Below are 24,992 nucleotides of genomic sequence, written 5' to 3' on the forward strand. Positions count from 1 at the left end.
AGGCATTTTTGGCTTAGCAACCTACCCAATTAACTCCAGTCATCCTTAAGAGTATTTTTATTAATCAACAACCCTCATTTAGTATGAACACGGCTTTTTCTATTCGTTAATGGTTATTAATTCGGTAAAGAAAGAGGCAAACCGTACAACTCAATGTCGCCAATTGCAGCTTTGCTCCTTTCCGGCAGCACCTCAGGTAGTTTCATTTTGATGTAACGGACCTGTGTTGCTTCATAAAATACAGGCTTATAGTCTTGACCTGATACTCTCCTTTCGCTAATCAGATCCACCCAATTGATACCGTCAGAAGATCCTTGAAGGGAATAGGTGTACCAGTCACTGTCCTTACCCCATATGATCCGACTTCCCAATAAACCGAAAGGTTTGCCTAAATCTATTTTCAATTCAATAGGTAGCTTATCGCTAAATGTTCTCCAAATAGTGCGGGGATTGCCATCTGCTAATTTCTCGAGTCCATCCCGGCCTCCGTCCAACAGTGAAAACATGTCAGCAGAAAGTTTAATAACAGGCTGCTTGACAGCTATTTCATTAACACTCACAGAATCGTTTGTTCCACTCTCTTGCTGCCATTTTACGTGTTCGCCATCTGCTAAACAAATACCATTAAACGGCAATGATTGAAAACTGATATTTGCTGATTTAAGTCCAGGACTTGTAGCGTTTACTGTTATCTTTCCGGACTTGTCAGTAGTACGAATAATTCCATAACCTATACCTCCCTCAGCTTGTTGGTTAGCGACATTAACTCGAGGATCATGAGCTCCAATTAGAGTCCCTTCTCCCGATACTGACAAATTCAGTTCATAGGATTGCAAAGGGGCAACATTACTAACTACCGTTCCATTTTTATCACAAACTTTGATATAAACCGGAATCATATCCGAACCATTGGCAACTGTCTGAATACCGCGATCGGCTATTTCAATTTCAAGATGATCAGGCGTTTCCGGAGTTTTAACACTATAGGAGCATACCACTTTTCCATCAATTATTCCCTCTGCCTTTAATTCGCCCGGCTCATAATTGCCTGCACTAAATCGATAATAAGGACTGCCGTCTTTGGCTGCTACAAAAGAGGCCGTAGGGCTATTGCCAGCTCTAGTTTGTTCTCCTATTAATTTGCTATTCCTGTAAAGCTTTACCTTATCGCAATTAGAAAATACTACCAATGCAGAGTCTAAATCGGGCCGATTATTATAGCTGGCAATAAAAACCATGGGGCCATATACCGGATTACGGGCATCTTGCATAGCCTGCAGCTGATAGTAGCCAAACTTTTCGTAGCGATCGATATCCACCACTCCACTAAACGCCGTAACCGCATCTGAGCCACGTGTATAATCGTTATAGGTCCATAAGAAATAGCCACCAATACGCTCATTAGCATCCAGGCGGGCATGATCCCAATATCCACCTTCATCTTCGAGCATAGTACCATTCAGAGCCTTTTGTCGCAACACACACTGGTTAAGTAGCCCTTTAGATGTGTACATACGGGAGGCACGCAAGCCATTTTCCTTTTGAGGATCCGCAATCCAAGTATCACCCCATTCTCGCGTCAATGAGGGCATCGTTGGCATGGGGTCTGTTCCGTCTTCGTTAATTACTTTATAACTTACGTCGTAATATTTTCTTCCTTTGGCAAAGAAATCATCGGCAGTAAACATTTGGTCATTAGGCATTTCCTCATGAGCAATGCGAACAGCTTCTTTCGCCCAATAATCAGGCGTTGGAGATTCATTTAAAGATGTTTCCCATAAGAATACAGAAGGATGATTTCGATCGCGTCGAACCATTTCACGAATTTGCTGAAATGACCGGGCAACAAAAACCGAATCTTTACTGAAAAACTGCCAACCTGGCTCGCATTCGATCACCAGCAATCCCAATTGATCACAAGCATCCAAAAAAGACGGCGATTGGGGATAATGCGAAGCCCTTACGGCATTGAAACCGCCCTTTTTTATTTGCAAGGCATCGCGCCATTGCATAGAATTGGAAGCCGCATCACCAATATTCTGATAACTCTGATGACGGTTGGCTCCACGCAAATAGAGCTTCTCACCGTTAATATAAAATCCATCAGCTTTTCCAGCCGGCGATTTAAACGAAATAGTTCTGATCCCTATGGGTGTAGTTTTAAGGTCGACCAAATCCTTTCCGTTATAAACTCTTGATTCAAGTTGATATAAATAAGGGTGATCAGGATGCCATAAGGAAGGTTTTTTCACCACTAAATCTTGAACATACTCTTGATCAGAATTGGCAGTCAGGGTTCCTTTTGAATTGACAGAAGCCACTTCCTGCCCCGATTTATCCTTAATGGCCGTAATGAGGGTAAGGCTTGCATTATCATTGCAGCGATTAACAATATGTGTTTTAATGTTAACCTCTGCCCTTTGCTTTTCAACTTTTGGGAAGGTAACAAATACACCCCCACCCGCAATTTTATCGGTTTCAAGTGGATCTGAAATATACAATTTATTGCTAATGACTAAAGTTACATCACGGTAAATGCCCCCATAGTAATTAAAATCCAATTTTGCCTGAGCTTTGCCAGGCGGCGTGAAAGGATCATCCATGTTAGAGACCCGAACAGCAAGTACATTGTTTTTCTCAAACTTTACCTTTTCCGTTATATCCACCACGAACCCTAAATAGCCGCCGAAATGTTCGTTAACTTTTTCACCATTCAGAAACACCTCACAGTTTTTTTGCACGCCCTCAAAGTTCACAGTGATACGTTTGCCTTGATCAGACTTTTTAAGCTTAAAATAGCGGCGATACCAAGCAATACCCTGATAATTGCGATTTCCGCCATTGTGTTTTTTCTCAAGCCGCATGGTATGCGGTATGCTCACCTCTGTCCAGTTTTTATCATCATAATTTATTGCTTCGGCACCTATTGCATCTCCTCTGTAAAAGGCCCAATTGGTATTAAAGTTAAAAACACGTCTTACGGATTCACTCTGACATAGAGCACTTTGCACTATGCAAAAGCAAAAAGTTAGTATAAAAAACAAACGAATCATTTTCAATTATTTTATTACAATCAAGCCAACGCAACACTACTTATATCCCAGCATCCGTATCTCGCATCATTTTCGATTTTTTTTCCGGAACCTTCTTTGCTTCAATTTGTTTTTGAGAAAGCTGGCCGGTAACAAAAAAGCTTTTTTGCAATCTGATATCATCATACGATGCACCAATCATTAACCTGAACTCTCCCGGTTCCACCACAATTTTATTATCAGCATTGATCAGTACCAGGTCATCGGAAACAATTTTAAACTGTACCCATTTCGATTCACCCGACTTCAAATGAATTCGGTCAAACCCTCGCAATTGTTTTTCATAAGTTGTAGTAGAGCTGATTACATCGTTAATGTATAACTGCACAATTTCATCGCCTTCCACAGCACCGGTATTCGTTATTTTACAGCTAACAGTAATATTACCCGTTTTACTTTTTATACTGTCAACTGCAATGCTGTCGTATGCAAATTTTGTATATGACAACCCGTATCCAAAGCAATACAAAAGACCTTTATTAGCAACCGAATAATTATCCATGGGTTCCCAATTGGCATGCGGTTTTGCTGGAACATTGAATGGCAACTGACCAACAGATTTTACCCATGTTCCATTTAGTTTACCACCGGGATTATATTCACCTTTCAACGCTTCTGCAATGGCTAATCCCCCTTGGGCTCCGGGATACGGGGCACTCAAAATTGCTTTACAATATTTGTTTGCAAAATTGATGGTAGAAGGTCTTCCCCACACTAAAACTAAAATGACAGGCTTATTGGTTTTTACAAGGGCTTCCAGCAATTGTTCCTGATGCCCGGGTAAATCTAAACTGCTTCGGGTACGGCTTTCTCCTGATGTGCTTGTTCCATCGCCCAGTACAACCACAACAGCATCACTTTGCGAGGCGATGTCTACAGCTTCCTGTATGGATTTTTTTTCTTTGGTTGATAAAGTGTCTGGCATTAATTCATTTTCAGGCCATCCTTTTGAAACAAGATCAATTCCTTTTGCATATTTAATTTCAACATGATCGTTTTTATATACGTTTTTTAACCCATCATACACACTGGTAAATGTATAATCCATTGGTCCGTAATGCGTTGGCACATAATTATTACTATTTGCATTCGGGCCAATTAAAGCAATTTTTTTGAAGTTATTTTTTAACGGCAGAATGCTGTTATCATTTTTCATCAACACTAAACATTCTCTTGATGCACGCAATGCAATATCCAAATGCTCCTTCCCGGCAACGGTCTTTTCTGCTTCGGCTGGATTGCCCGAGTAAGGCTCATCAAACAATCCTATCCAAAATTTAACGTACAACACATTGCGCACCAGCTCATCGATTCGCTGAACAGGAATTCTTCCTTCCTTCACCAGGCTTCTGATGTTATTAATATATTCATCCGGTATATCGAAATCGGTTCTTACATTTAATCCCGCCTTAAGCGCAAGCAAACAGGCTTCTTTATGATCAGCTGCAACTTTGTGAATATCAGAAAGGCGTTCGATAGAATAACTGTCGGAAACAACATATCCTTTAAAACCCATTTCCTTTCTAAGCTTTGTAGTCAGATAAAAATAATTACCTGCCATAGGCACACCATTGTAATCGTTATAGGAACTCATTACCCCCAAAGCACCTGCTTCCTGAAACACTTTTCGAAAAGGGTACTCATGAATGTAATACATTTCTGATGGAGTGATATGTGGATCGGTACGTGCATCCCACTGGCGGGCACCTTTAGTGTCGCCATAGCCAACATAATGCTTGGGTGTAGAAACAACACGCTCTGACTGGATTCCCTTTGCCATTGCCACTCCCATAAGTGCAACCAGGAAAGGATCTTCACCAAGAACACCTTCCCATCTTCCCCAGCGCTGATCTCTAACTACATCCAGGATGGGTGCGTAAATATTAGTATAGCCCAGTGCGCGGGCTTCTTTGCCCTCTACTTTTCCCTGCTCAAATGCAAGCTCTTTATCCCAGGTGCAACCTAAGGCATTCATGGACGGAAAACTGGTAGCATGTCGAGCGCATAATCCACGGATCCCTTCATTAGTGAAATCTACCGGAATGCCAAGCCGCGTATATTCAACAAAAAAACGTTGGGTTTCCTTCAATGCCACTGCATTATTAAAAGGCGTTTCATTTTCCTTTATTCGTGGCGTGTTGTTGATATGCTCATCGATATTGGCAATCCCATCTTTCAAAATCAGCTGTTTCCAGGCAGCCGTGGGCAAACTGTCTTTGAGAACCTTTCCATGCCCATAATAGGTAGCCAACTGACAGGTTTTTTCTTCCAGTGTCATTTGTGCAAGCAAATTCTCGATACGCTTTTCTATCGGCTGCGCCGGATCTTCATAAATATCTTTCTTGTTATTCTTATTGAAGTCAATCCAACCTTGTTTATAAATGTTATTTTTAGGAGGATATGGATTGGACTGTTGTGAAAACGCATTAACACCATAAAGCATCAGTATAAATACTGAAAACGATTTTGAAAGCATCCTAAAGATGAATGAATCGATTTTACTTTGATTAGCGGTTTGGATATTGCTAACTTTTTTAAACATTAGGTTACGGGTTAATTCTTTTTAGATTGATATTGGTGTTATGATATAATGAAAGGTTAATTAGCTAGCAAATCCGTTAATTTTCCATCAACTTTGTTATTACCGATTTCTGTTCCTATTAATCGATTAAAACTAATTGGCTTCTTATTGAAGTGAAATGCCGGATATTCTTTGTTCGTTGTGATTTTATTATCCTTAAACATTAGTCCATTAACCGATTTCGCATAAAGAATTGGACGATCAAAGGTTTCAAACTTGTTATATTGTATCCGTATGCCAGAGTGAAAGTATTTCTTTTGGTTTTTCAAGTCTGGTATTTCTGGATAGATAGATATTACTGCATTGGTAAATTGGTACATGCTGGTTAATGCATTCACAAACCTATTATCTCTAATTTCGACATCTCTACAAGCGCCCGTTTCGTACCAACCATTGCTATCTCCACATAATAAAATGGCACATCCAGAAGTGTGATCAAATAAATTACGAGCTACCAATACTGGTTTTGGCGTACTAAAAAGTGCACCTCTTGCTCTATTATTTCGAATTGTATTTCCCGTAAAAACCACCGAAGGTGTCCATGTTAAATTTTCGATTCCGATATCCAGTTTCGAGGGATCTATTTCAGCACTGAGTTCCTTTGTAAATTCAATCCTGAATTCTTTAATTGGATCATTTTCATTTGCTTGTATCGGAACAATGGAGGAAATTCTATTTTTAGCATCCCACAACTCCATTGTCTTTGATTGAATAAACTGTACACTATCATTTTCATACCCCCAATCAAATCCATAACTCTGACTATGCATATATCTGCCGATCACTGTTTTGCTGTCAATTTTTTTTACCAATTTAAGATAAGTGCCATGTATGTTGATGGCATCATCCATCATCCCTTCATATAGTCCATTTTTAGAAATGATTTCCCCTTTACAACCAGAAAAGTGTGTAGCATCGGCTTGGGTGGTAAAATACCGTGGATCATTTTTTCCTCTTAAACACACCCCAAAACCATCCATATAAATGTTTTCTGTTAACTGAGCCAATAATCCCATACCCTCGGCATAATGTACCTTTACATTTTTTAAGCTTATGTTTTTCCCTTTATGTGCAAATATGCCAGGAGCAGGGCGTGACCAGCTTCTCATGGCTATCACTGTACCTGGAATTAGATTATTGTTTTTCCAATGATACGATTTTATTTTACCCGGCGATATTTCTGTAACTCCTTTGGTTCCCACCCTAATATCTCCGCTGTTAAAAATGATATGTTTCGTTGCACTTTCAAATGCTATACCCGATGTGGGTTGCATTTGCCAGCCTTCTCCCGTATTATAAAATACGCTATCTTTAATCATGTATTTAACCCAAGGAGCTGTTTCAAAAACAATATGTCCATTAATGGTATCATTTTCAATAACTTTTATCTGTGCAATTTGTGGACTTTCAAAATCGATACTTAAATTTTTTAGCTTTACGTTATTGCCCTCTACAAGTGCTATTGGAAGCATCCGTCCATGAAACATTAAATCAGCACCATTACCTTCGACAGTTAAGTTTTTAAACTTTTCTAAAGCTATTCCAACAATTTTGGGATTATCTTGATCATGATTAGAAATATAATACGTTCTAACTGCTGCACCAACGGGATAGAAATCGTACCTGCCTTTTTGAAATTTAATTACTACACTTTCATTATTAGCAGTTTGTGCTTTAATTTTTTTAAGTAGATCCCATAGTATCGGTGTACTGTTTTTTCCACTATTGGGTATAATGCCATAAGTGGCCAAGTTATATACTTTTGTTTGTGCCTTTAATGAAAAACTTAAACTAACACTTAATAAAGTGGTTAAGATTATTGCTTTGGAAAAATTGTATATGGTTGATAAATTCATTATAACAGCTATTCGATAATACTTAAATCAATGGAGCCACTTTGGCAATACAATTACCTTTTCAATACTCTTTTATTTCTAACCCTTTAACTACGGCTCCATTCATTGCTTGACGCAGCCCTAGTGTGATAACATTCTTTTCATTTTTTCCAAAACGCAACCAACACTCGGGCAAATAAAATTCGCGCTGCGGACCAACTTCCCAATGTCTGCCAATATTATGACCATTTAAATACATGTAACCATTACCCGAAGCATTGATTAAAAGTTTCCAAGTGCTTGCTGGGTTTACATTTGCGGGTAACTCAAATTCTGCTCTGTACCAGGTTAATAAAGCGGTTTGTTTTTCTTTGGGTTGTATATTGTTTCCTTTTCGATCAATAGTGGAAGTGGTGTCCAATTCTACTTCATTCCATTTACTGGCATTAAAATCAGGTTTAGTAAAACCATGCTCAATACCGGCCAAATTGGTTGCCAACTTCCAGGTAAGTGTTTTTTGTATTGATAAGATTGTATCTGAAAGACCTGCAGTTTTAATACCACACAATTCTTCCATTGGATAATAACCGTGTTCATGGCCAATGTTTTCATACACCACAATAATTTCATTTTCGCCAGCATGCAATAATCCGGCGACATCGAAAATATTATCGTATTCATTGTCGTTTATTTTAGCAGCTGATTTTTTAAAATCCCGAGTTACCTCTGCCGCATATTTACCTGTTGGATACAAACGGGTTCCCAATTTTCCGTTTACCTGCACATTGATGATATCGCGTGAAAATGTATTGAATAATAATTTAGAAAACTGACCGGCTTCTTTTGCTGTCAATGAATCTTGCGAACGATAAAGCACATAACGAATGTCATTTATGCCTAACTCAGGTAAAGAAACCATTGGTTTTATTGTTTTCCAATTTGCATCGAAGTTTTCGTTAAAAGCCAATACTTTTTTAATACGAACAGCTGTTGAAGGTGCTGTTTTTTCCTTTTTCTCATCTTCCTGTCTGCTCCACCATAAACCTTTATCAGCTTTAGCTTTTGCCGGAATAATCAACACCTTGGTTTCCATAGAATCCAATTCATAATTTAATTCAAAAGATGGTTGCCCGGCCAATTCATTATTGTCCTTAGCATCAGCAGTTATCAAAACCTTCTTTTCGTTTTGATCAACATTGTACATCGGCTTTGCCAGAGCAGCATCCACACCCGGTTTAACGAGTGTAATTCCTCCAATTTTCTTTTTCGCTGAACTGTTATGAATAAAAACAAATTTGGTTCCATCATCTGCAATTCGCACACCGCCTACCAATTCGGCAGGAGCATTTTCGAAAGTACAAATACCGCCCTTAGAATGAATTAATTGTTGCTGGTATTTCTTAATAAATTCTCCAATGTTACGAGCGGCAAAATATTTTTTGGATAACGAACCATCTTCTCGGATAGCCGCATTATAGTCGTAAGATGTTGTTTGGCCTCTTGCGCCCCAACCGTCGAAATGAGTTCCGCCGTAAAACATATAATAATTGATACCTGTGGCTCCACCTAAAATAGACATCAAGCCAATGGCATAAAAGTGCTTATCGTCAGAATAATTATCTTCGGCTAAGCGTCCGGCTTGGGTAGAAAACCAGCCGCCCTGCAACTCCGTAACAAAGCCTGGTGCGTTGGGTTGCTTACGCTTTAAGTTGCTCATCCGTTTGGCGCAGCTAATGGCATCATTTAAGCCCACATAATAATTATCGCAATCGAAAACCTGCGAGAGTACACTATCCTTGCTCCCTCTAGTCTGCGAAGTAAGGCAAGTAAATATAGGTACGTTTACACCCACGTTTTTAAGAGCACTATATAAGGATTTTAAAATCCCAGGCTTGTCTTTACTGTCATGGCTGTCGAATTCATTTTCTATTTGAACCATAATAACCCCTTTTTCGCCTTTGGTTTTTTGGGTAATTTGTTCTTCGGCAATAAAAGTTCCAAAGGCTTTGTACCAATGCGCAGCCCATTTTAAATAGTCTGGATTATTGCTTCTCAGCCAAAATTCATCACGATTATTGGGTTTAAATTTTGCCAACCAACGCGGAAAGCCGCCGCCTGCCCATTCAGCACAAATAAACGGCCCCGGACGAACAATGGTGTAAAATCCAAATTCGGTTTGTGCCATTTGTAACCATTCCTGCAATTCAGAAAAATCTACTTGAGTATAGTCGTTAATATTTTTTGGCATATTGCGTTCGTGCCAATTCCAAGGTGCATAGGTTTCTACTGTGTTGAAACCAGCGGCTTTTATTTTCTTAAACCGGTCTCGCCATAACTCTTTTGGGCATCTGAAATAATGAAAAGCCGCACTATACACAAAGGTTTCTTTGCCATCAATATTAAGGCTGTTGCCATTGTACGTTATCTTTTGATTGTTCGGGATACTGTTTTCTCCTTTGTACCGGAACCAGTTAAAATCGGCATAGCCGCCAAGGCCTTCTTTTTTAGTGCTGAAATTCAATAAGGCAAACCGGTTGGCTGTCCAGTTATAACCATTAGCCATGGCAAGTTGATTGCCCAATGGGATAAATTTATTTCCGTCTACACTATACGAAAACCAAGCTTTAAAATTGATATGTGTGGTGTTTGCCTTTATCCAAATTTTATTAGGCGTAAAATTCTTTATACTGTCGATTACCTTGCCATCGTTTACCATCAGTAAGGTTTTTTTATCTCCCTCTTTCCGTACACCGATATACGCATGAGGCAATTGAAAAATGCCGAAACCAGCAATATCACCATCTTTTAGTCCCGATGTTTCCATCTCCACCATTCCTTCTGAGGCTGGCCCTTGTACCCGTTGGGTAAGCGTATTGCGTGCCATTGTTAAATCAGTAGCTAACGAAGCATGCAAACGCATATATCCTTTCCGTTCTGTTAACGACCATTTTTCATTATCCGGATTATGATTCCATTGCCATTGCAAACCCAATGTCGAAGCCTTAAACTCATCGGATGTTGCAGGAACTTTTATCGGATATGTTTTACCCACGTTTGGTTTTTTGTGGGCTACTACTCCTTTACCATCTACACCCAACATCGGCCAGCCATCTACCCAAGTAACGGGTTGCAAAGTTGGCGTACGACCTATTGGCCCACGATCCTGCATAATGATAAACCACCATGAGCCATCTTTGAGCTGTACCATTCCTCCTTGGTGTAAGAAATTACCGGGATAATTACTGTCATCATGGATAACTATCTTCGATTCGTAAGGTCCATAAACATTATCCGACCGCAAACAAACCTGCCGGCCTTTTGTACCACCGGTAGTACTTAAAATATAATATTTTCCATTGAATTTGTACATGTGAGATCCTTCCAAATAAGGGTAATCACGATTATTATAGATTTCCTTCTCAGGTGTTTTTACCGATAAAGCATCCCCATTTAATTCGGTTATAAATAGCTTTGTTTGCCCATGCGCCACATATACTTTTCCGTTATCATCGAAAAACAATCCCGGATCATACATATACTCAGGAAAAATAGTTCTCTTCCAAGGGCCTTTGATATCTTTTGCGGTACAAATAGAAAAATGGCCCTCTTTAGTCCCCTGCCCGTAAGGTGTACAAAAGCCTACATAAAACAATCCGTTATGGTGCCTGATGGTTGATGCCCAAGAACCATTACGATACAATGAGCCCCCTTCCAGGTTATAGCGTGGGTCTTCATCGTATTTATCTACTGCGTAACCAGCCATTTGCCAATTCACCAAATCTTTAGAATGTAAAATGGGACAGCCGGGAACATATTGCATACTGGTGGAAACGAAATAAAAATCATCGCCAACCCTTATAAAATCCGGATCAGCCCAATCGCCCCAGAGTAGGGGATTTTTATAGGTTCCGTCGCTATTATCGGATGTCCATATTTTTGTTGTTGTTTGTGTTTGTGCTGTAAGCAAGGTACTTTGCGCACAAAAAGCAAAGAGCAATAAGAAAATCGTTTTTTTAATCATACATTTTTAGTAAAAGGAGTATTCGAAATAATTTCTTCCTGATGGCTTTTGATGGTTTTGCATCCATCAAGTTCACATTGCCTTCCATTTGCACGGCTAATAATGATTTGTTGTAGGAGACAAGTCTGTTCGTCCCAAAAGAATAGTGTTGTAAAAGCGTCGCCAGAAGGGTTAATGTGAAAACCTGCAATAGCCGTTGAGTGCGGTTTCAGAAAAGGTGTTGGGCGTGGATCAGCATCATTTGTTTCCCAAAGTTTCCATGCAATAAGATTGTGTAGAAACGCTACCTGCGACAACCTCACCTGAGAAAGAAAAAGATTATTGCCAACCATAACAGGCCCGTGGTTCACTTCCAAAGAAAAATCCTGCACCCTATTATCGTGCAAAAAGTTTTTTGTTACAGAGCCCTTCACTTCAAATTTTTCACCCTTGGCCGCCCCGTACCAAATTCGTTCTTTCTCGGAGTTGCCACAACGAAGCGGAGCAACCTGCCCTCTATAAACACCGGCATGCACAATGATAACATCTCGCATGGCCTTTTTTGCTGCAGCCGAAATTGTTTTAAATGGTTTTGAGATGCTGCCGTTATTGTTATTGCTACCATTAACTGCAACATGATATTCTTTTGAAACTAGCTTTCCTTTCTGTGCAAAGAGAGTTAGAATTAAAAGGACACATTGTAGAGAGAGAAAGATTCTCTTTAGCATAATATGTTTTTTATACTTTAATCATTTGAATTACAATTCTGGTATCACTTTTCACAGGCAATGATTGCGTGTTGATCGTTATCACACCTGATTTATCCTTTGCATCAAAAGTCCAGCTAGAACAGATTTTGCCATTTACCAACACCGCTACCGGTTTTTTATTACTGTGAACAAACAAAGAGTAAGCCCTTTGTTGTAACATGCCCTTGTAATTTCCTTTTATGGCAGCAATGTTCACGGTAAGTCCAGTTGCCTTTTGCTCTGCGGAAATAGGTGTAGTTGCATATATGCCTTTACGATGCTCTCTAGTTACCCCGTCGTCTTCATATAATTCGTAAGAACTTGCTCCATCGGAATAAATATCGAGAGATAAAGTATCCAATGGTTTTTCGCCATCATAATTCATTTGAGGATACATTGGAATGATGGAGCCCGATTTTACAAATAAGGGAAGTTTCTCCAAGGGGGCATGATAGCCATTCAGCCATTGTTTTCCTTGATATAGTTTTCCATCCCAGTAATCGATCCATTTCCCTTCGGGCAAGTAAATGCTGTCGCGGATGGAGGTGTCTTTATACACCGGAGCCACCAAGAAGGATTTACCCAATAAATATTCATACTGTGTTGCTTTCCCCATAGTCACCGGGTCATTTGGATACTCGAGCATCAATCCTCTTACTGCAGGCGTTCCCGTTTGATAGGATTCATGCATAAGTGTATACATATAGGGAGTAAGACGCATTTTCAGTTGCAGGTATTTTCTATTGATAGAAGTGTAAGGTTCGCCATAGACCCACGGTTGCTTATCTTTTTTAGCCCAACCACTCATAACCATAAACACCGGTGTAAAACATTTCCATTGCAGGTCTCTTACATACGTTTTTGCACTGCCACCGAAAATACCATCTACATCGCCGGTTGCACAGTTCTGTGCAGATAACCCTGAACCAATCAGTGTGGGAATATGAAAGCGGATATATTCCCAGTTACCCTTTTGATCGCCGGACCAAACCACACTGTAACGATGGGTACCTGCCCAACCCATCACACTCCATACAAAACCACGGGCATCACTATTTTTTTCTATGCCTTCGTAGGCAGCCCTGCACCCGTCGAGCGCATATTTATACCCAGGGCCCACCCATGCCACATCGAGCTTGCATATTCTTGTTCCATAGGTTCCCACTTCGGTTGCTATTTTTTCAACACCGTTTTCAGTCCACAAACCAGTATAGAAACCACGTTTATGTAATTCTGTAACTGTGGAATCCAACTTAGTATAACCGCAACCGTAACCATCGTTAGGAAGAATCCAACCTCTTGGCATATCATGTTTGATGTACTCATCTGCTATTTTGGAGATGACATCAGGTGTGGTTCCTTTTTTATTGTAACAGTTCGCGTCGCCCATACTCAGTTGCCATCTTGCCGGCATAAACGGGCGTCCTGTTACAGAAGTGTATTCATCCAATATCTTTTTCAGATTGTCACCTACAAAATAATAACAGTCAAAACGGTTTTCATTGTGAGTTAGGGTCATGTATTTGGTAAAATCATACACCCCGGCATCGAATGTGTTGCGTAGAGCGCCATATCCACGGCTACTCATATAAAAAGGAGCCGGGTTGGCTCGACCGCCATTATCCCATCCACCGCCTTTTTCGATCAGTATCAATGAGTCTTTATGAGAAAAATATCCATTCTGCATTCCTCCTCCATAAAAATATTCATCCTGATGATAATTTAGCTGCTGAACAGTTTTTGCTCCGAAGGTGAGTGGTGATTTTTCTGTCCATATATTTTTCCCTTTGTTGTCGGATAAGGAAAACAGAATGGGCGATTTTTGGATCTGCAGTTTACAAGCGGTCGAACTGATGAAAATGTTTTTTGCATCCTCCGTTATTTTCAGAGAAGGATTGTACACTTTCTGGTCGATTATTATATCTGATCCTGCAGGATCACTGAATTCACCATCGGGTGTAAGCCAGATGCGGAAAATATCATTTTTATAAAATAACACTTTCAATTTGGTGGAACCGCTCTGCAATTCAATACCGTTGGTTAATTTACTCCATCGCTCCAATTTTCCTAATACGGATGCTTTTGAGCTGACGGTTTGCCGGATTGTATTGTTAGACGGATTTTCATCACCGGACAATTTCACATCGAAGGATAATTTGTGTACCGGTGATTTTGAAAGATCAATATCAGTAAAGGCAATATCTCTTTCTTCACCACTTGCCATTATTTTTGCAGCAGCATCTATTTCTTTTGTTGCAATCAATTTATCGCTATTCCATGCCGTTACAATAAACTTCTCCGCAACAGCATCCGTTCCATTATTGCGGATTCGGATTTGCAATTCATCATGACGGGAGAATTGATTTCCTGACTCAGAAGGAGAAATCAAACGGACCACCCCAATATCTTTTTTATCGGCTTCACACAATTCAATATCATCAACCATCCAATACCAGGCTTGCAGCCCTTTCCAGTAAAAACGAAGAAAAACTTTTGGCTGACCGGCTGCCCACCTGCTGATATTGATCTCCTCTTTTAACGGAGTGAACATATCAGTGGCGCTTTTTACTTCGTGCCGCATATCCCACTGCTGCCAGTGAATACTGTCTGTACTCACACCCAGCATCAATCCAGCCGTATTGTTTGGATGATAATCCCACCAGCGGAAGGTGTGTTGAAAGCGCAGTATGACGGATGATTTATCAGAACAATTAATAGGAGCAGATACCACGTATCCATCTGGGTATTTGTTTTTTTTCACCCAACCTTTATCAACATCTTCATCGGTAAAATAACCAGCCTGATATTGTAAATGATACCCGCGGCTTTTAGAGGCAATGGGTGGCGCCTGTTGCTGATATTGGTAAGACCCAGGATAAGGCTGGTTGGTAACGACCCATTGCGGATCCCAGTTACCCACTTTGGGTATGTACCAGCCCGCCGGCAATACCCCATCATTAAAACTCTCTTTATAAAATGGTTTCTTTTGATTTTGCTGCGCAAAAACTGAAACAGTAATAAACAAAAAGAAAATGGATTTGAAAACTATACGAAACATGGAATGAAGTTTAATCATAAAATTCTGCACGGGGCATGGATAATTAAATTGTCTTAATTAATTTAGGAAGTCTACAATATTTAAAAACACCATTTAACAATCAGAATTCATCCATTTGACCATTATTACTGTCCATTTTTTCTGACTGAATATAGATGTTACCGGGTTTATTGTTGTTCGTTTTTATTATAAATGACTTGCCCTGATAATAACGTTCGTCTAACTGAACCAGAAACAAACAAAAAAAAGGAGTATCACAGAAACCTCTTTTCTGAAATTTACTTTCTTCATACTATAATCTTCTAATACAGCCTAAGATGTTTCAATAAGCTTTAAGCTTTTGATTTCTTGCCCATGAGTTTATCCCTGTTTCATTTGACATGGTCTTGATTACAACACTTTTGATGATTCCCTTATTGTTAATGTAATTGGAGTTATAGTTGGTTCCGTTATCAGTTCAACTTTAGTTTCAGTTCCTCTAATTAAATCAAGTATAGTTATAGCCAATTGTTGACCAACAATTTCAGGATGTTGATCAATCGTAGTAATTCCAGGTGATATGATGGACGATCTGGGATCATTAGAATAACCTACAATCTTAAATTCTTTGGGAACTTCAATTCCTAGTTCACGAGCAACCATTAGCGCCCCAATTGCAGAGGTATCATTTGCGGTAAAAATTCCATCTGGTTTTGTTTCCATTTTGAATATTTTCTGTATTGATTCTACAGCATTGTCCATCGATAATTCGTGAAAGAAAACCATTTCTTGCCTATATGGTATTTTGTATTTTTTTAAAGCGTCTATGTATCCAGCATAACGATCTTTGTAAAGATTACATGTTAAAGGGCCGGAAATGTGAGCTATACTTTTACACCCTAACTTGATAAGATGTTCTGCTGCCTCGAAGCCGCCTTTGTAATCGTCCCCTTTAACAATTTGAGCCGGATAATAGTTAACTGGAACCCGATCATAGAACACCAATGGTATTTGTTTTCGAGTTAATATGTCATAGTGTGAAAAATCCGTAGTATACAAAGTAGTCGCTGCTATTACTCCATCCACTCTGGAGGCGTACAATGTATTGACCAATTCTTTTTCCACTTCAGGTGAATCATTTGATTGGCAAATAATAAGCTGATATCCTTCCTTCCAAAGTAAATTTTGAACTACAGTTAAAACAGTCGCATGAAAATAAAAGGAAATTCGAGGGACAATTATTCCAATGGTTTGAGTTTTATTGCTTCTAAAACTTGAAGCCATTGGATTTAATGTAAAATCTAATTCTAAAGCAAGTTTCTTTACCTTCTGTTTTGTTTCATTACTAATCCTTGGATGATCATTCAATGCCCTTGAGACGGTTGAGGGTGAAATCCCCAAGGCTTTAGCTATTTCAATAAAAGTTTTGTTTTTACTCATTAATTATATGTTCGCTAATTAGTGCGTGTTTGATGAATAAAGGTACATCTTCGATCAAGCAAATCACTCAATAAGGTAACCTTCTCTATCATTAGTAGAAGTGACTTTAGATTGATTTTTAAGTGTAATTGTAAATCCAAGGAGAAGTAGAACTTCCGAGTCTTTAACGGTACTTTTATTTTTTTTAGCTGTTGTGCCATACCGCAGAGAATAGCATTAGGATTAAAAATAATGTAAAATTTTTTAGTCTCATAAAATAGGTTTTAAGGTTTTCCGAAATACATAATCCAAGCTAAATAGATTTCGAAGGGTGAAAGTAGAAAAAAAAATATTTTATGCAAATGTTTGCGCATTTTTTTTTAAAAAACATGCTTTGAGCAAACATATTTTACTTTTATCAAAGAATAGTGCGCAACCAGTTGCTCAATGTGATTGAAAAAAGGAATGTTTATAGGGATACAAAATTCTGCATACAGTAAATATTGCAACGGTATTCTTTATTCATTTGAAATGACGACTATTCCATTTTATTATTATATTCAACGCTGGTTTGCAATTGCATAGCGATTACAAACATCTCACTTAGGGGAAAATATTTGCTGAAAATATTTATCACGTTATTTATTTAAGTATGTGCAGATTTAATTTAAAAATAAATTTGTGCAACTGTTTGCACAATGTATACATTAGCCTTGAAAATTAGTACTGAGACTATACAGCTCACAACTAAGTACAAGAAAATAATTGGATTTTAATAATGGTCAAAACATGGCAGTTATGAAAAGAATACTTCCGGGTGTGTTTGCAAACGGTGATTGGTTGCAATTAGGCTTTACCGGGCACCGGCCTAGTATTGTCGATTATTTTTCAAACTCGGTCAGTATGTACGTCACTTCGCATGGCTTTTATCATTGGGATTACCTGCCGATCACCAATTCTGGACAGATCCATTTACCGACTAGAGCTCAAGAAAAGCCTGGAATGGACAGCCGTTCAAAAAGGATTATGCGGTAAACTATTAATTGATGATGATATTTGTTCCAATAACAACACAACTCAAAACAACTAACAACTATATAGATAAAATGAAAAACCATTTTGAGAGCAGACATGCACTAGGCCCTGAAGAGGTGAAAGAAATGAATACAAGCCAATTGAGAAACAAATTCCTTATTGAGGATCTGTTTAAAGAGGATTCGGTGAGAATGACACTAAGTCATTATGATCGGTACATTGCAGGAGGAGTGATGCCTGTTACCAAATCACTGACTATTTCAAATCCTGAAAATCTCAAAGCCGGTTATTTCCTGGAAAGACGAGAACTGGGTATTATTAATGTAGCGGGTAAAGGAACCGTAATTGCTGATGGTATAGCCTACGAACTGGAATACAAAGAAGCTTTATATATTGGTCAAGGAACAAAAGAAATTGTTTTTTCATCGATTGATTCTAAACAACCCGCGAAATTCTATCTTAATTCTGCTCCTGCCCATCGATCATTTCCTACTCGTAAAGTTTCCAGAACTGATGCTGAAGTAGTTGAACTAGGCAGTGCTTCAAGCTCCAACCATCGGATTATTAATAAACTGATTGTAAACAGTATTTTGCCTACTTGTCAGTTGCAAATGGGCATGACTGAGCTAAAATCAGGAAGTGTTTGGAACACGATGCCAGCTCACGTTCATGACCGACGCATGGAGGTATATTTTTATTTTGAAGTACCCGAAGATCAATCTGTTTGTCATTTTATGGGTGAACCAGAAGAGACCCGACACATCTGGATTCAGAATGAGCAAGCAGTGATCTCTCCTAATTGGTCGATTCATTCTGGAGCAGGTACGACGAATTACACCTTTATCTGGGGAATGGCCGGAGAAAACCTTGATTATGGCGACATGGATCATTGCGCCATCACTGAACTGAGATAGTTTATAGGGAATGACATCAAATTAAAAAAGAATGAAAAAAATATATCAAAACCTGCTTCTTCTTCCTTTTCTGCTTTTTTCACTGAGCGGAATAGCTCAATCCTCAAAAGGAACTGAAATAAAAATTTCCAATAAAAGCAACCTTCCATTTGAAGAAACAGTGGTCGAAATTCCATGGAAGCAGGTGCTTCAATCGTGGTCAAATATTGATACCGCCAACTTCAAAGTCATCGATGTTAAAACACAAAAAGAAATTAATTTTCAGTTAGAGCATCGGGGAGAAAAAGAAATAAAAAACCTATTGGTACAATTATCAATACCCTCCCAAGCAGCTGTTACAATAGCGTTAAAACTCGGCAAGCCCGACCCTTTTGCTGTTAAAACCTATTGCAGGTACGTTCCCGAACGTAAAGATGATTTTGCCTGGGAAAATGACCGGATTGCTTTTCGTGCTTATGGAAAAGCATTGGAAGGTACTAAAGATGATGCTTATGGCTTGGACATTTGGGCAAAACGAACCGACCGAATGATACTGAATGAACGCTATAAGCGCGGAGATTACCACGTTGATCATGGCGATGGGTTGGATTATTATCACGTCGGCTTTTCATTGGGGGCAGGTACTATGTCGCCATTCGTTAATGATACAATCTGGTTTTCAAAAAATTATCACCGTTATGAGATATTGGATAACGGGCCATTGCGTAGCACATTCCGCTTGTATTATGATGAATGGAAAGCTGGTGGTATACCGGTAAAGGCTACAAAAACAATCAGTTTGGATGCCGGTTCACAATTAAACCGGATAGATGTTCAGTATGATTTCCCAGGAACTAACCTGCCTGTTACAATAGGAATAACAAAACGCACGGAGCCAGGTGTTATCTCCCTTAATGAACAAAAAGGCATCATGGCCTATTGGGAACCAACTCATGGAGTTGATGGAACAACAGGAGTTGGTTGCATAATGCCAAATTCTGTAAAAGAAATGAAAGTTTATAAGCAGCACTTGCTTTCAATTACTGAGGTAATTCCAAATCAAATTTATACATACTTCCAAGGTGCAGCATGGGACAAAGCAGGTAAAGTAACCAATGAATCAGAATGGTTTAAATATTTGAATCAGTTTGAGAACAAACTTAAATACCCTCTACAGGTGAATTTTACAGAAGCAAAACCTGTTAGAACATTGACAACCATTAACAGATAATATGGGCATATTAAAACAATTTAATTTGGAGGGAAAGATTGCCTTGGTAACCGGTTGTAAACGCGGAATTGGTAAAGCTATGGCTGAAGGATTAGCAGAAGCCGGAGCTGATGTTATCGGCGTTTCAGCTTCATTGGGATCAGGCAGTGAGGTTCAGAAATCAGTAGAAGCTTTGGGTAGAAAATTTCATCCTTATCAATGCGATTTTTCTAAACGCGAAGCTTTATACATGTTCATTGAACAAGTAAAAAAGGACTTTCCTTCCATCGACATCCTTATTAATAATGCAGGAACCATTTTACGGAAATCAGCTGTGGAACATCCAGATGAATATTGGGACGAAGTGATCGCGATTAATCAAACTGCTCAGTTCATCTTAACGCGTGAAATTGGTAAAGAAATGATTGCAAGAGGTAGTGGAAAAATCATTTTCACAGCTTCATTATTAACTTTTCAAGGTGGAATCAATGTTCCGGGTTATGCAGCCAGCAAGGGTGCCGTTGGCTCACTGGTAAAAGCATTTGCCAATGAGTGGGCAAGCAAAGGCGTGAACGTCAATGCTATTGCACCTGGTTACATTTCAACCGATAACACAACGGCTTTACGCGCTGATGAAAGCCGTAGCCGATCAATATTGGATCGCATTCCGGCCAATCGTTGGGGTGAACCTAAAGATTTCAAAGGTCCGGTTGTGTTTTTAAGTTCCGAAGCATCTAGCTACATACACGGAACAATCCTGACAGTAGATGGAGGCTGGATGGGACGATAGATTGATACAGCAAAAGGAGCGATTTTCATAAGAAAATTGCTCCTTTTTGCTTTAAAAGTTTCTCTATTTATGCAACTACAAATACATTTACAAATACTAAGGACTTAAAAAAACAAAAGAATAGATATTGAGCCGATTCCTTTATTTAACACATCACCTTTTTTAAGGTAATTGTAAATCCGCCATCCGGAGAGCGATACACAATACCTTCACCTGCTGACGTATTACGACTACTCCTGTTAAACCCGAATTTGTTTCAGACTTCCTCAACTGAAAACTTCGGCATCTTTGATTGTGTGAGCACATCATATACAATTGAATATTGCAGTAAAATAACATTTACTGCAGCATATCCAACTGCAAGCTATTTTGAAATGGGTTATTATCATAAACTGCAGGTATCTGGTGCTGTAACCAAATAGTCATCCATGCCGATCCCATCCGAGTGGCAATAGCTTCTTCTTTGCCCGGATAACTGTTTTCATTGTCATTGGCATAGGTATGCCTGTCGGCAAAACGTTTCTGTTGATCCAGCACTTTAGCTGCATGCAGTTTTGCCCAATAATTCCCTTTATGTTTTTTCGCCCGATTATCCCATCCATAGGTAAAAGCAGCAATATCCAGATTAGCGTATGTATCATAAACGCCCATACCCCAATCTGAACCTTCAGGATAATAAACCTCAGCTGTACCCGCCCGGTACATCGTACCGCCTGGTGCTTTATATGGAGGATCTAAAAACTGATGAGAGGTTATTGAATAGTAAATTTTATCAAGATTAAAACGTGCTGCTTCCGGTGTTGCTTTTCCAGCCAGGGAGAAAACGATGGGGGCATTGATCATCGAAGCAAGGGCATTGTACATCGGATGAATGATACCATGGTTGATTACAAAACCTGGTTCTTCCAAATTGTAGCCATTCACCCAACTGCTCACAGGGCGGCCATGTATCATTCTGGCATTGTTTAAATCAGATGGCAATGATGTTGCTGCAATTAAATACTCAACGGCCTTATATGACCAATTATTTGCATGGGGATGATTAGGTAACATAACCGCTGCCAGGTACAATAATTCCGCATTCCAGGCATCTTCTTCAATTTTAGAATCGCCGGGAAAAAGCACCTTCCCTTTGCTGTCTTTGTAATATGGAGGAGCTAATGAAAGAAAACGATCAGCTTCTGCAACTATCATTTTTACTAAATAAGCCTGATCTTTTGCAGAAATATCATTCCAAAAAAGCCAGCCTGCATATCCTGCATAGTAGGCCCAATGGGCTGCCTGCCAATCCCCACCCCAAACCTTGCGGGTATCATTGACTTTATGATCATAAGCTACAGAACGAAGCATCAGAATCGCCTTATCTTTGGCCTCCTTCAACGATATCCCAGTTATGGAAGGGTTATATATTCCTGTTTTAATGGCAATCGCTATCCCGAATGACATTGCCGCCGGAAAACGGTACCGGTATTCATTAATTTTGGATTTGCTTTTCAAGTCGAGATAGCCGGTGGAATCTACCTGGTATTTTTTTACATTATGATACCACGTAGTTAGTGCAAATTTATTGGCATTCAGCAATATTGTCTTTACCGTATTTGCGAGTTTACCACGAGGTGCATTTTTTTTTAAGTGATTCCAATTAATGGGTGTAACCATGAATGGAGCAGTTGATGTCTTAACAACTGAATCAACCTGACTCTTTGCTGAATTGACTAACATGACGCAAACGATGGCGCTTATAAATACCTTTATCCTAATATTCAACATGATTTTCTTTTTTAAACGGTTGATTGTTCCTGACCCGAGCTCCCTATACAACAGTTCATTGAAGCTCATAACCTGATTGTAGCTTTAGAAATTATAATTGTCGGTTTTTAAATAGATCCGGTAATCTTTGATCATTCCGGCCTTGCTTTTATCCGAACGGGGTAAATACTTAAATCCTTTAAGTTGAACCTCTTCGCCCAGATCAATTATTAACTGGTGTGGATGCTGAGGTTTATCACCAACCGACTGGCTTTGCCAAAAGGTAGATTCCTGCTTATCATAGACTCTGTCGGCAGCGTGATTGGCAGCCGTAATTTCCTCACTATCGGCATAGATTACTTTCCATTTTAAAGAGGAGAGTAACTTACCGTCTATTCCGGTTAATTCCAGCTCTGCTATGGTAGTTAACGGATCATTTGCAGTTTGAGCATTGAGCGCTTCTAAGCAAAAATACCTGCCTTTTTTTACCTTGTCGAAACGTATTTCCTGCCAACCATTTCCTTCCGCAAAGGAACCTTGCAAAACTGGTTTTTCTGCTGATAAATTAAGGTTTTGATCTTTGGACCTGCTAAGTAAGGACTGATCCGGATTGATTTTGTCTAAAATTGGCTCCTTCAAACCTGCGATTACTGTTTCTAATGGTTTATCAACATCCAACACTATTATTTCGTTTCTCCCTTTTTTCAGCCAAACACCTGGAACGAATAGCGTTTGCTGCGGACCGATTTTCCAGAAACGACCCATATTATGACCATTAACCCAAACCATACCCTTACCCCAAGTACTCATATCTAAAAAGGTATCACCTGTTTGCGCAAGCTCGAAATTACCCCTGTACCAGGCCGGGCCATCTTTTGATTTAGGGCCGAATTTTGCTCGTTTTTGAAAGGCATAATCTACAGGAAAGCTATAAACTGTCCAGTTTTTGAGCTCGGTCACCGTATTCCCATCCGAAAGCTCTACTACATCTGTAATTCCTTTTCTATCGATAATGGCCTCCCCAAAATTTACCCTACCGGTGGCCTCTACCAGAATGTCTAACCTGAGGCTGGATGCTGAAGAAGGAATTTCCAGACTATTATCACCTCTGCGCCGGTCCATTTTTCCGATTGGTTTTCCATCAATAAAAACAGTGGCCCAGTCATGAACTTCCTTGATCAGTAACTTACGTTTTACCTTGCCAGGTGCTAATTCTGTTCTGTAAATAATGCGTCCCCAACCCTGATCAAACATCTCCATGGATTGAATTTTCTCTGACTTTTTACCTCGGGGAAGATTTTCAAAAATCGGAGCCTGTTCTATTAATTCAAATTTTGGAATAGCAATGGTGGATATAGGAGCCGGGATTTCCCCTAATTTTTCTCCGGGCAATAAATAATTTTTCAACAAATTCCTTACTGCAAAGAACTTGTCAGTCGTATTTCCCTGCTCACCAATGGGAGCATTGTAATCGTAAGAAGTAACCATGGCCGAATAAGGCGGAGCGTTGGCGCCTCCCCACTGACCAAAGGTAGTGCCTCCGTGAGCCATGTATAAGCTGAACGATATTTTTCGATCCAACATATCTTTCAAGCTGCCAATAAAGCTGCTGATTGACCGTGTTTCATGCTGCCTTCCCCAATTATCAAACCATCCGGTCCAGTATTCGCTGCACATCTGGGGAGCCTCAGGATGCATCTTCTTGAATGCCTTAAACTGTTTCTCCACATCTGATCCTGCCCCAAAATTTAAGGTCGTGGCCACATCGGCATTTACTTTATATTCATTGAAAGTAGAAGACCAATCACAACGGAATAATTGCACCTTATCAAAACCTGAACCCCGTACAGCTTTACGAATGGCCTCCATGTATTCACTGCTATTGCCAAAAGCTGCATATTCGTTCTCCACTTGCACCATGATAATGTTACCACCATTCTGAATTTGGAGTGGTGCTAGCTGTTTTCCAACTTCTTTCAAATATTTAGCAGCCCGTTCCATAAAATATGGATCCTCCAACGTTCTAACCTTTAAGTCCGGCTTTTTTAATAACCACCAAGGCAAACCTCCCATGTCCCACTCTGCACATGCGTATGGCCCGGGGCGAACGATACAATACATCCCATTTTGCTGAACAAGTTGTACGAATTCGGCCACATCCTTACTTCCGCTGAAATCAAACTTATTTTCCTGCTCTTCATGATAATTCCAAAACAAGTAAATACAAATCGTATTCATACCCATGGCTTTGCATAGTTTGATCCGGTGATCCCAATATTCTTTAGGAATTCGGGGAAAATGAAGTTCACCTGCTCTTATCACAAATGGTTTTCCATTGAGCAGGAATTCATTTTTCCCCACTGTGAAATCACCTTTAAAGCCTGAACGATTTTTTTCAGCATCTTGTTGACCAAAACAATGAAACGTAAGCAGCAGAAAAAGGATAGATAGTAATTTTTTAAACATAAAAACTCTTTGGTTGATGTTAAATATAAAGCCAGGGAGATTGCGATTGGCGCAAATTGACCATCGAAGCAAGTACACAATACCTAAGAAAGATTAGGAATGTCTCGCTCCTTTCTCAATAATAAAGTATTCTGAT

At 39.4% G+C, this 24,992-nt stretch carries 13 protein-coding genes; 4 read left to right on the plus strand and 9 right to left on the minus strand.

The window, feature by feature from the left end; genetic code table 11:
* Positions 1–116: 116 nt before the first annotated feature.
* The 7 genes from FN756_RS04870 to FN756_RS04900 all read right to left on the minus strand — a co-directional run bounded on the left by FN756_RS04870 (position 117) and on the right by FN756_RS04900 (position 16,734).
* Positions 117–3,011, minus strand: a complete 2,895-nt coding sequence (locus tag FN756_RS04870) for a glycoside hydrolase family 2 TIM barrel-domain containing protein (RefSeq protein ID WP_185955178.1) — start codon at positions 3,009–3,011, stop codon at positions 117–119.
* Positions 3,012–3,093: 82 nt separating this feature from the next.
* On the minus strand, positions 3,094–5,634 hold the full coding sequence (locus FN756_RS04875) for a glycoside hydrolase family 3 N-terminal domain-containing protein (protein WP_221929015.1): 2,541 nt from the start codon (positions 5,632–5,634) through the stop codon (positions 3,094–3,096).
* Positions 5,635–5,690: 56 nt separating this feature from the next.
* A complete protein-coding gene (locus FN756_RS04880; RefSeq protein ID WP_246085424.1) occupies positions 5,691–7,529 on the minus strand; it encodes an alpha-1,3-galactosidase-related protein in 1,839 nt (612 codons plus the stop codon).
* Between the two features lie 61 nt (positions 7,530–7,590).
* Complete coding sequence (locus FN756_RS04885) at positions 7,591–11,529, minus strand: beta-galactosidase (RefSeq protein WP_142601970.1); 3,939 nt, start codon at positions 11,527–11,529, stop codon at positions 7,591–7,593.
* A complete protein-coding gene (locus FN756_RS04890) occupies positions 11,526–12,236 on the minus strand; it encodes a hypothetical protein (protein WP_142601972.1) in 711 nt (236 codons plus the stop codon). Before FN756_RS04890 ends, FN756_RS04885 begins: the two co-directional genes overlap by 4 nt.
* A 10-nt stretch (positions 12,237–12,246) precedes the next feature.
* Complete coding sequence (locus FN756_RS04895; protein ID WP_142601973.1) at positions 12,247–15,315, minus strand: glycoside hydrolase family 31 protein; 3,069 nt, start codon at positions 15,313–15,315, stop codon at positions 12,247–12,249.
* 390 nt (positions 15,316–15,705) lie between these two features.
* Positions 15,706–16,734: a LacI family DNA-binding transcriptional regulator gene (locus FN756_RS04900; RefSeq protein WP_142601975.1), complete on the minus strand. Its 1,029-nt coding sequence runs from the start codon at positions 16,732–16,734 to the stop codon at positions 15,706–15,708.
* A 777-nt stretch (positions 16,735–17,511) separates the two neighbouring features.
* On the opposite strand from FN756_RS04900, the gene FN756_RS04905 reads away from it, so the two are divergent.
* From FN756_RS04905 to FN756_RS04920, 4 genes are all read left to right on the plus strand, one after another.
* Complete coding sequence (locus FN756_RS04905; protein ID WP_142601977.1) at positions 17,512–17,748, plus strand: hypothetical protein; 237 nt, start codon at positions 17,512–17,514, stop codon at positions 17,746–17,748.
* 71 nt (positions 17,749–17,819) lie between these two features.
* Positions 17,820–18,662 (plus strand): 5-dehydro-4-deoxy-D-glucuronate isomerase, encoded by an 843-nt coding sequence (kduI, locus tag FN756_RS04910; RefSeq protein ID WP_142601978.1) that lies wholly within the window; start codon positions 17,820–17,822, stop codon positions 18,660–18,662.
* Positions 18,663–18,693: 31 nt separating this feature from the next.
* A complete protein-coding gene (locus FN756_RS04915; protein ID WP_142601980.1) occupies positions 18,694–19,872 on the plus strand; it encodes a DUF4861 family protein in 1,179 nt (392 codons plus the stop codon).
* Between the two features lie 7 nt (positions 19,873–19,879).
* Entirely contained in the window at positions 19,880–20,641 is a 762-nt protein-coding gene (locus FN756_RS04920) for an SDR family NAD(P)-dependent oxidoreductase (protein WP_185955191.1), read from the plus strand.
* A 339-nt stretch (positions 20,642–20,980) separates the two neighbouring features.
* Here FN756_RS04920 and FN756_RS04925 read toward each other — a convergent pair whose 3' ends face one another.
* Both FN756_RS04925 and FN756_RS04930 read right to left on the minus strand, forming a co-directional pair.
* Entirely contained in the window at positions 20,981–22,411 is a 1,431-nt protein-coding gene (locus FN756_RS04925) for a hypothetical protein (RefSeq protein ID WP_142601983.1), read from the minus strand.
* Positions 22,412–22,495: 84 nt separating this feature from the next.
* Complete coding sequence (locus FN756_RS04930) at positions 22,496–24,856, minus strand: beta-galactosidase (protein ID WP_142601984.1); 2,361 nt, start codon at positions 24,854–24,856, stop codon at positions 22,496–22,498.
* Positions 24,857–24,992: the final 136 nt, after the last annotated feature.

It is taken from the genome of Solitalea koreensis (assembly GCF_900182575.1).
Classification (GTDB): domain Bacteria; phylum Bacteroidota; class Bacteroidia; order Sphingobacteriales; family Sphingobacteriaceae; genus Solitalea; species Solitalea koreensis.

Bases quoted from the DNA above. Each gene is read 5' to 3' on its own strand.
- FN756_RS04875 (WP_221929015.1), bottom strand. From the start codon at position 5,634: ATGTTTAAAAAAGTTAGCAATATCCAAACCGCTAATCAAAGTAAAATC.
- FN756_RS04880 (WP_246085424.1), bottom strand. From the start codon at position 7,529: ATGAATTTATCAACCATATACAATTTTTCCAAAGCAATAATCTTAACC.
- FN756_RS04885 (WP_142601970.1), bottom strand. From the start codon at position 11,529: ATGATTAAAAAAACGATTTTCTTATTGCTCTTTGCTTTTTGTGCGCAA.
- FN756_RS04890 (WP_142601972.1), bottom strand. From the start codon at position 12,236: ATGCTAAAGAGAATCTTTCTCTCTCTACAATGTGTCCTTTTAATTCTA.
- FN756_RS04895 (WP_142601973.1), bottom strand. From the start codon at position 15,315: ATGTTTCGTATAGTTTTCAAATCCATTTTCTTTTTGTTTATTACTGTT.
- FN756_RS04900 (WP_142601975.1), bottom strand. From the start codon at position 16,734: ATGAGTAAAAACAAAACTTTTATTGAAATAGCTAAAGCCTTGGGGATT.
- FN756_RS04905 (WP_142601977.1), top strand. From the start codon at position 17,512: ATGAAAAGAATACTTCCGGGTGTGTTTGCAAACGGTGATTGGTTGCAA.
- kduI (WP_142601978.1), top strand. From the start codon at position 17,820: ATGAAAAACCATTTTGAGAGCAGACATGCACTAGGCCCTGAAGAGGTG.
- FN756_RS04915 (WP_142601980.1), top strand. From the start codon at position 18,694: ATGAAAAAAATATATCAAAACCTGCTTCTTCTTCCTTTTCTGCTTTTT.
- FN756_RS04925 (WP_142601983.1), bottom strand. From the start codon at position 22,411: ATGTTGAATATTAGGATAAAGGTATTTATAAGCGCCATCGTTTGCGTC.
- FN756_RS04930 (WP_142601984.1), bottom strand. From the start codon at position 24,856: ATGTTTAAAAAATTACTATCTATCCTTTTTCTGCTGCTTACGTTTCAT.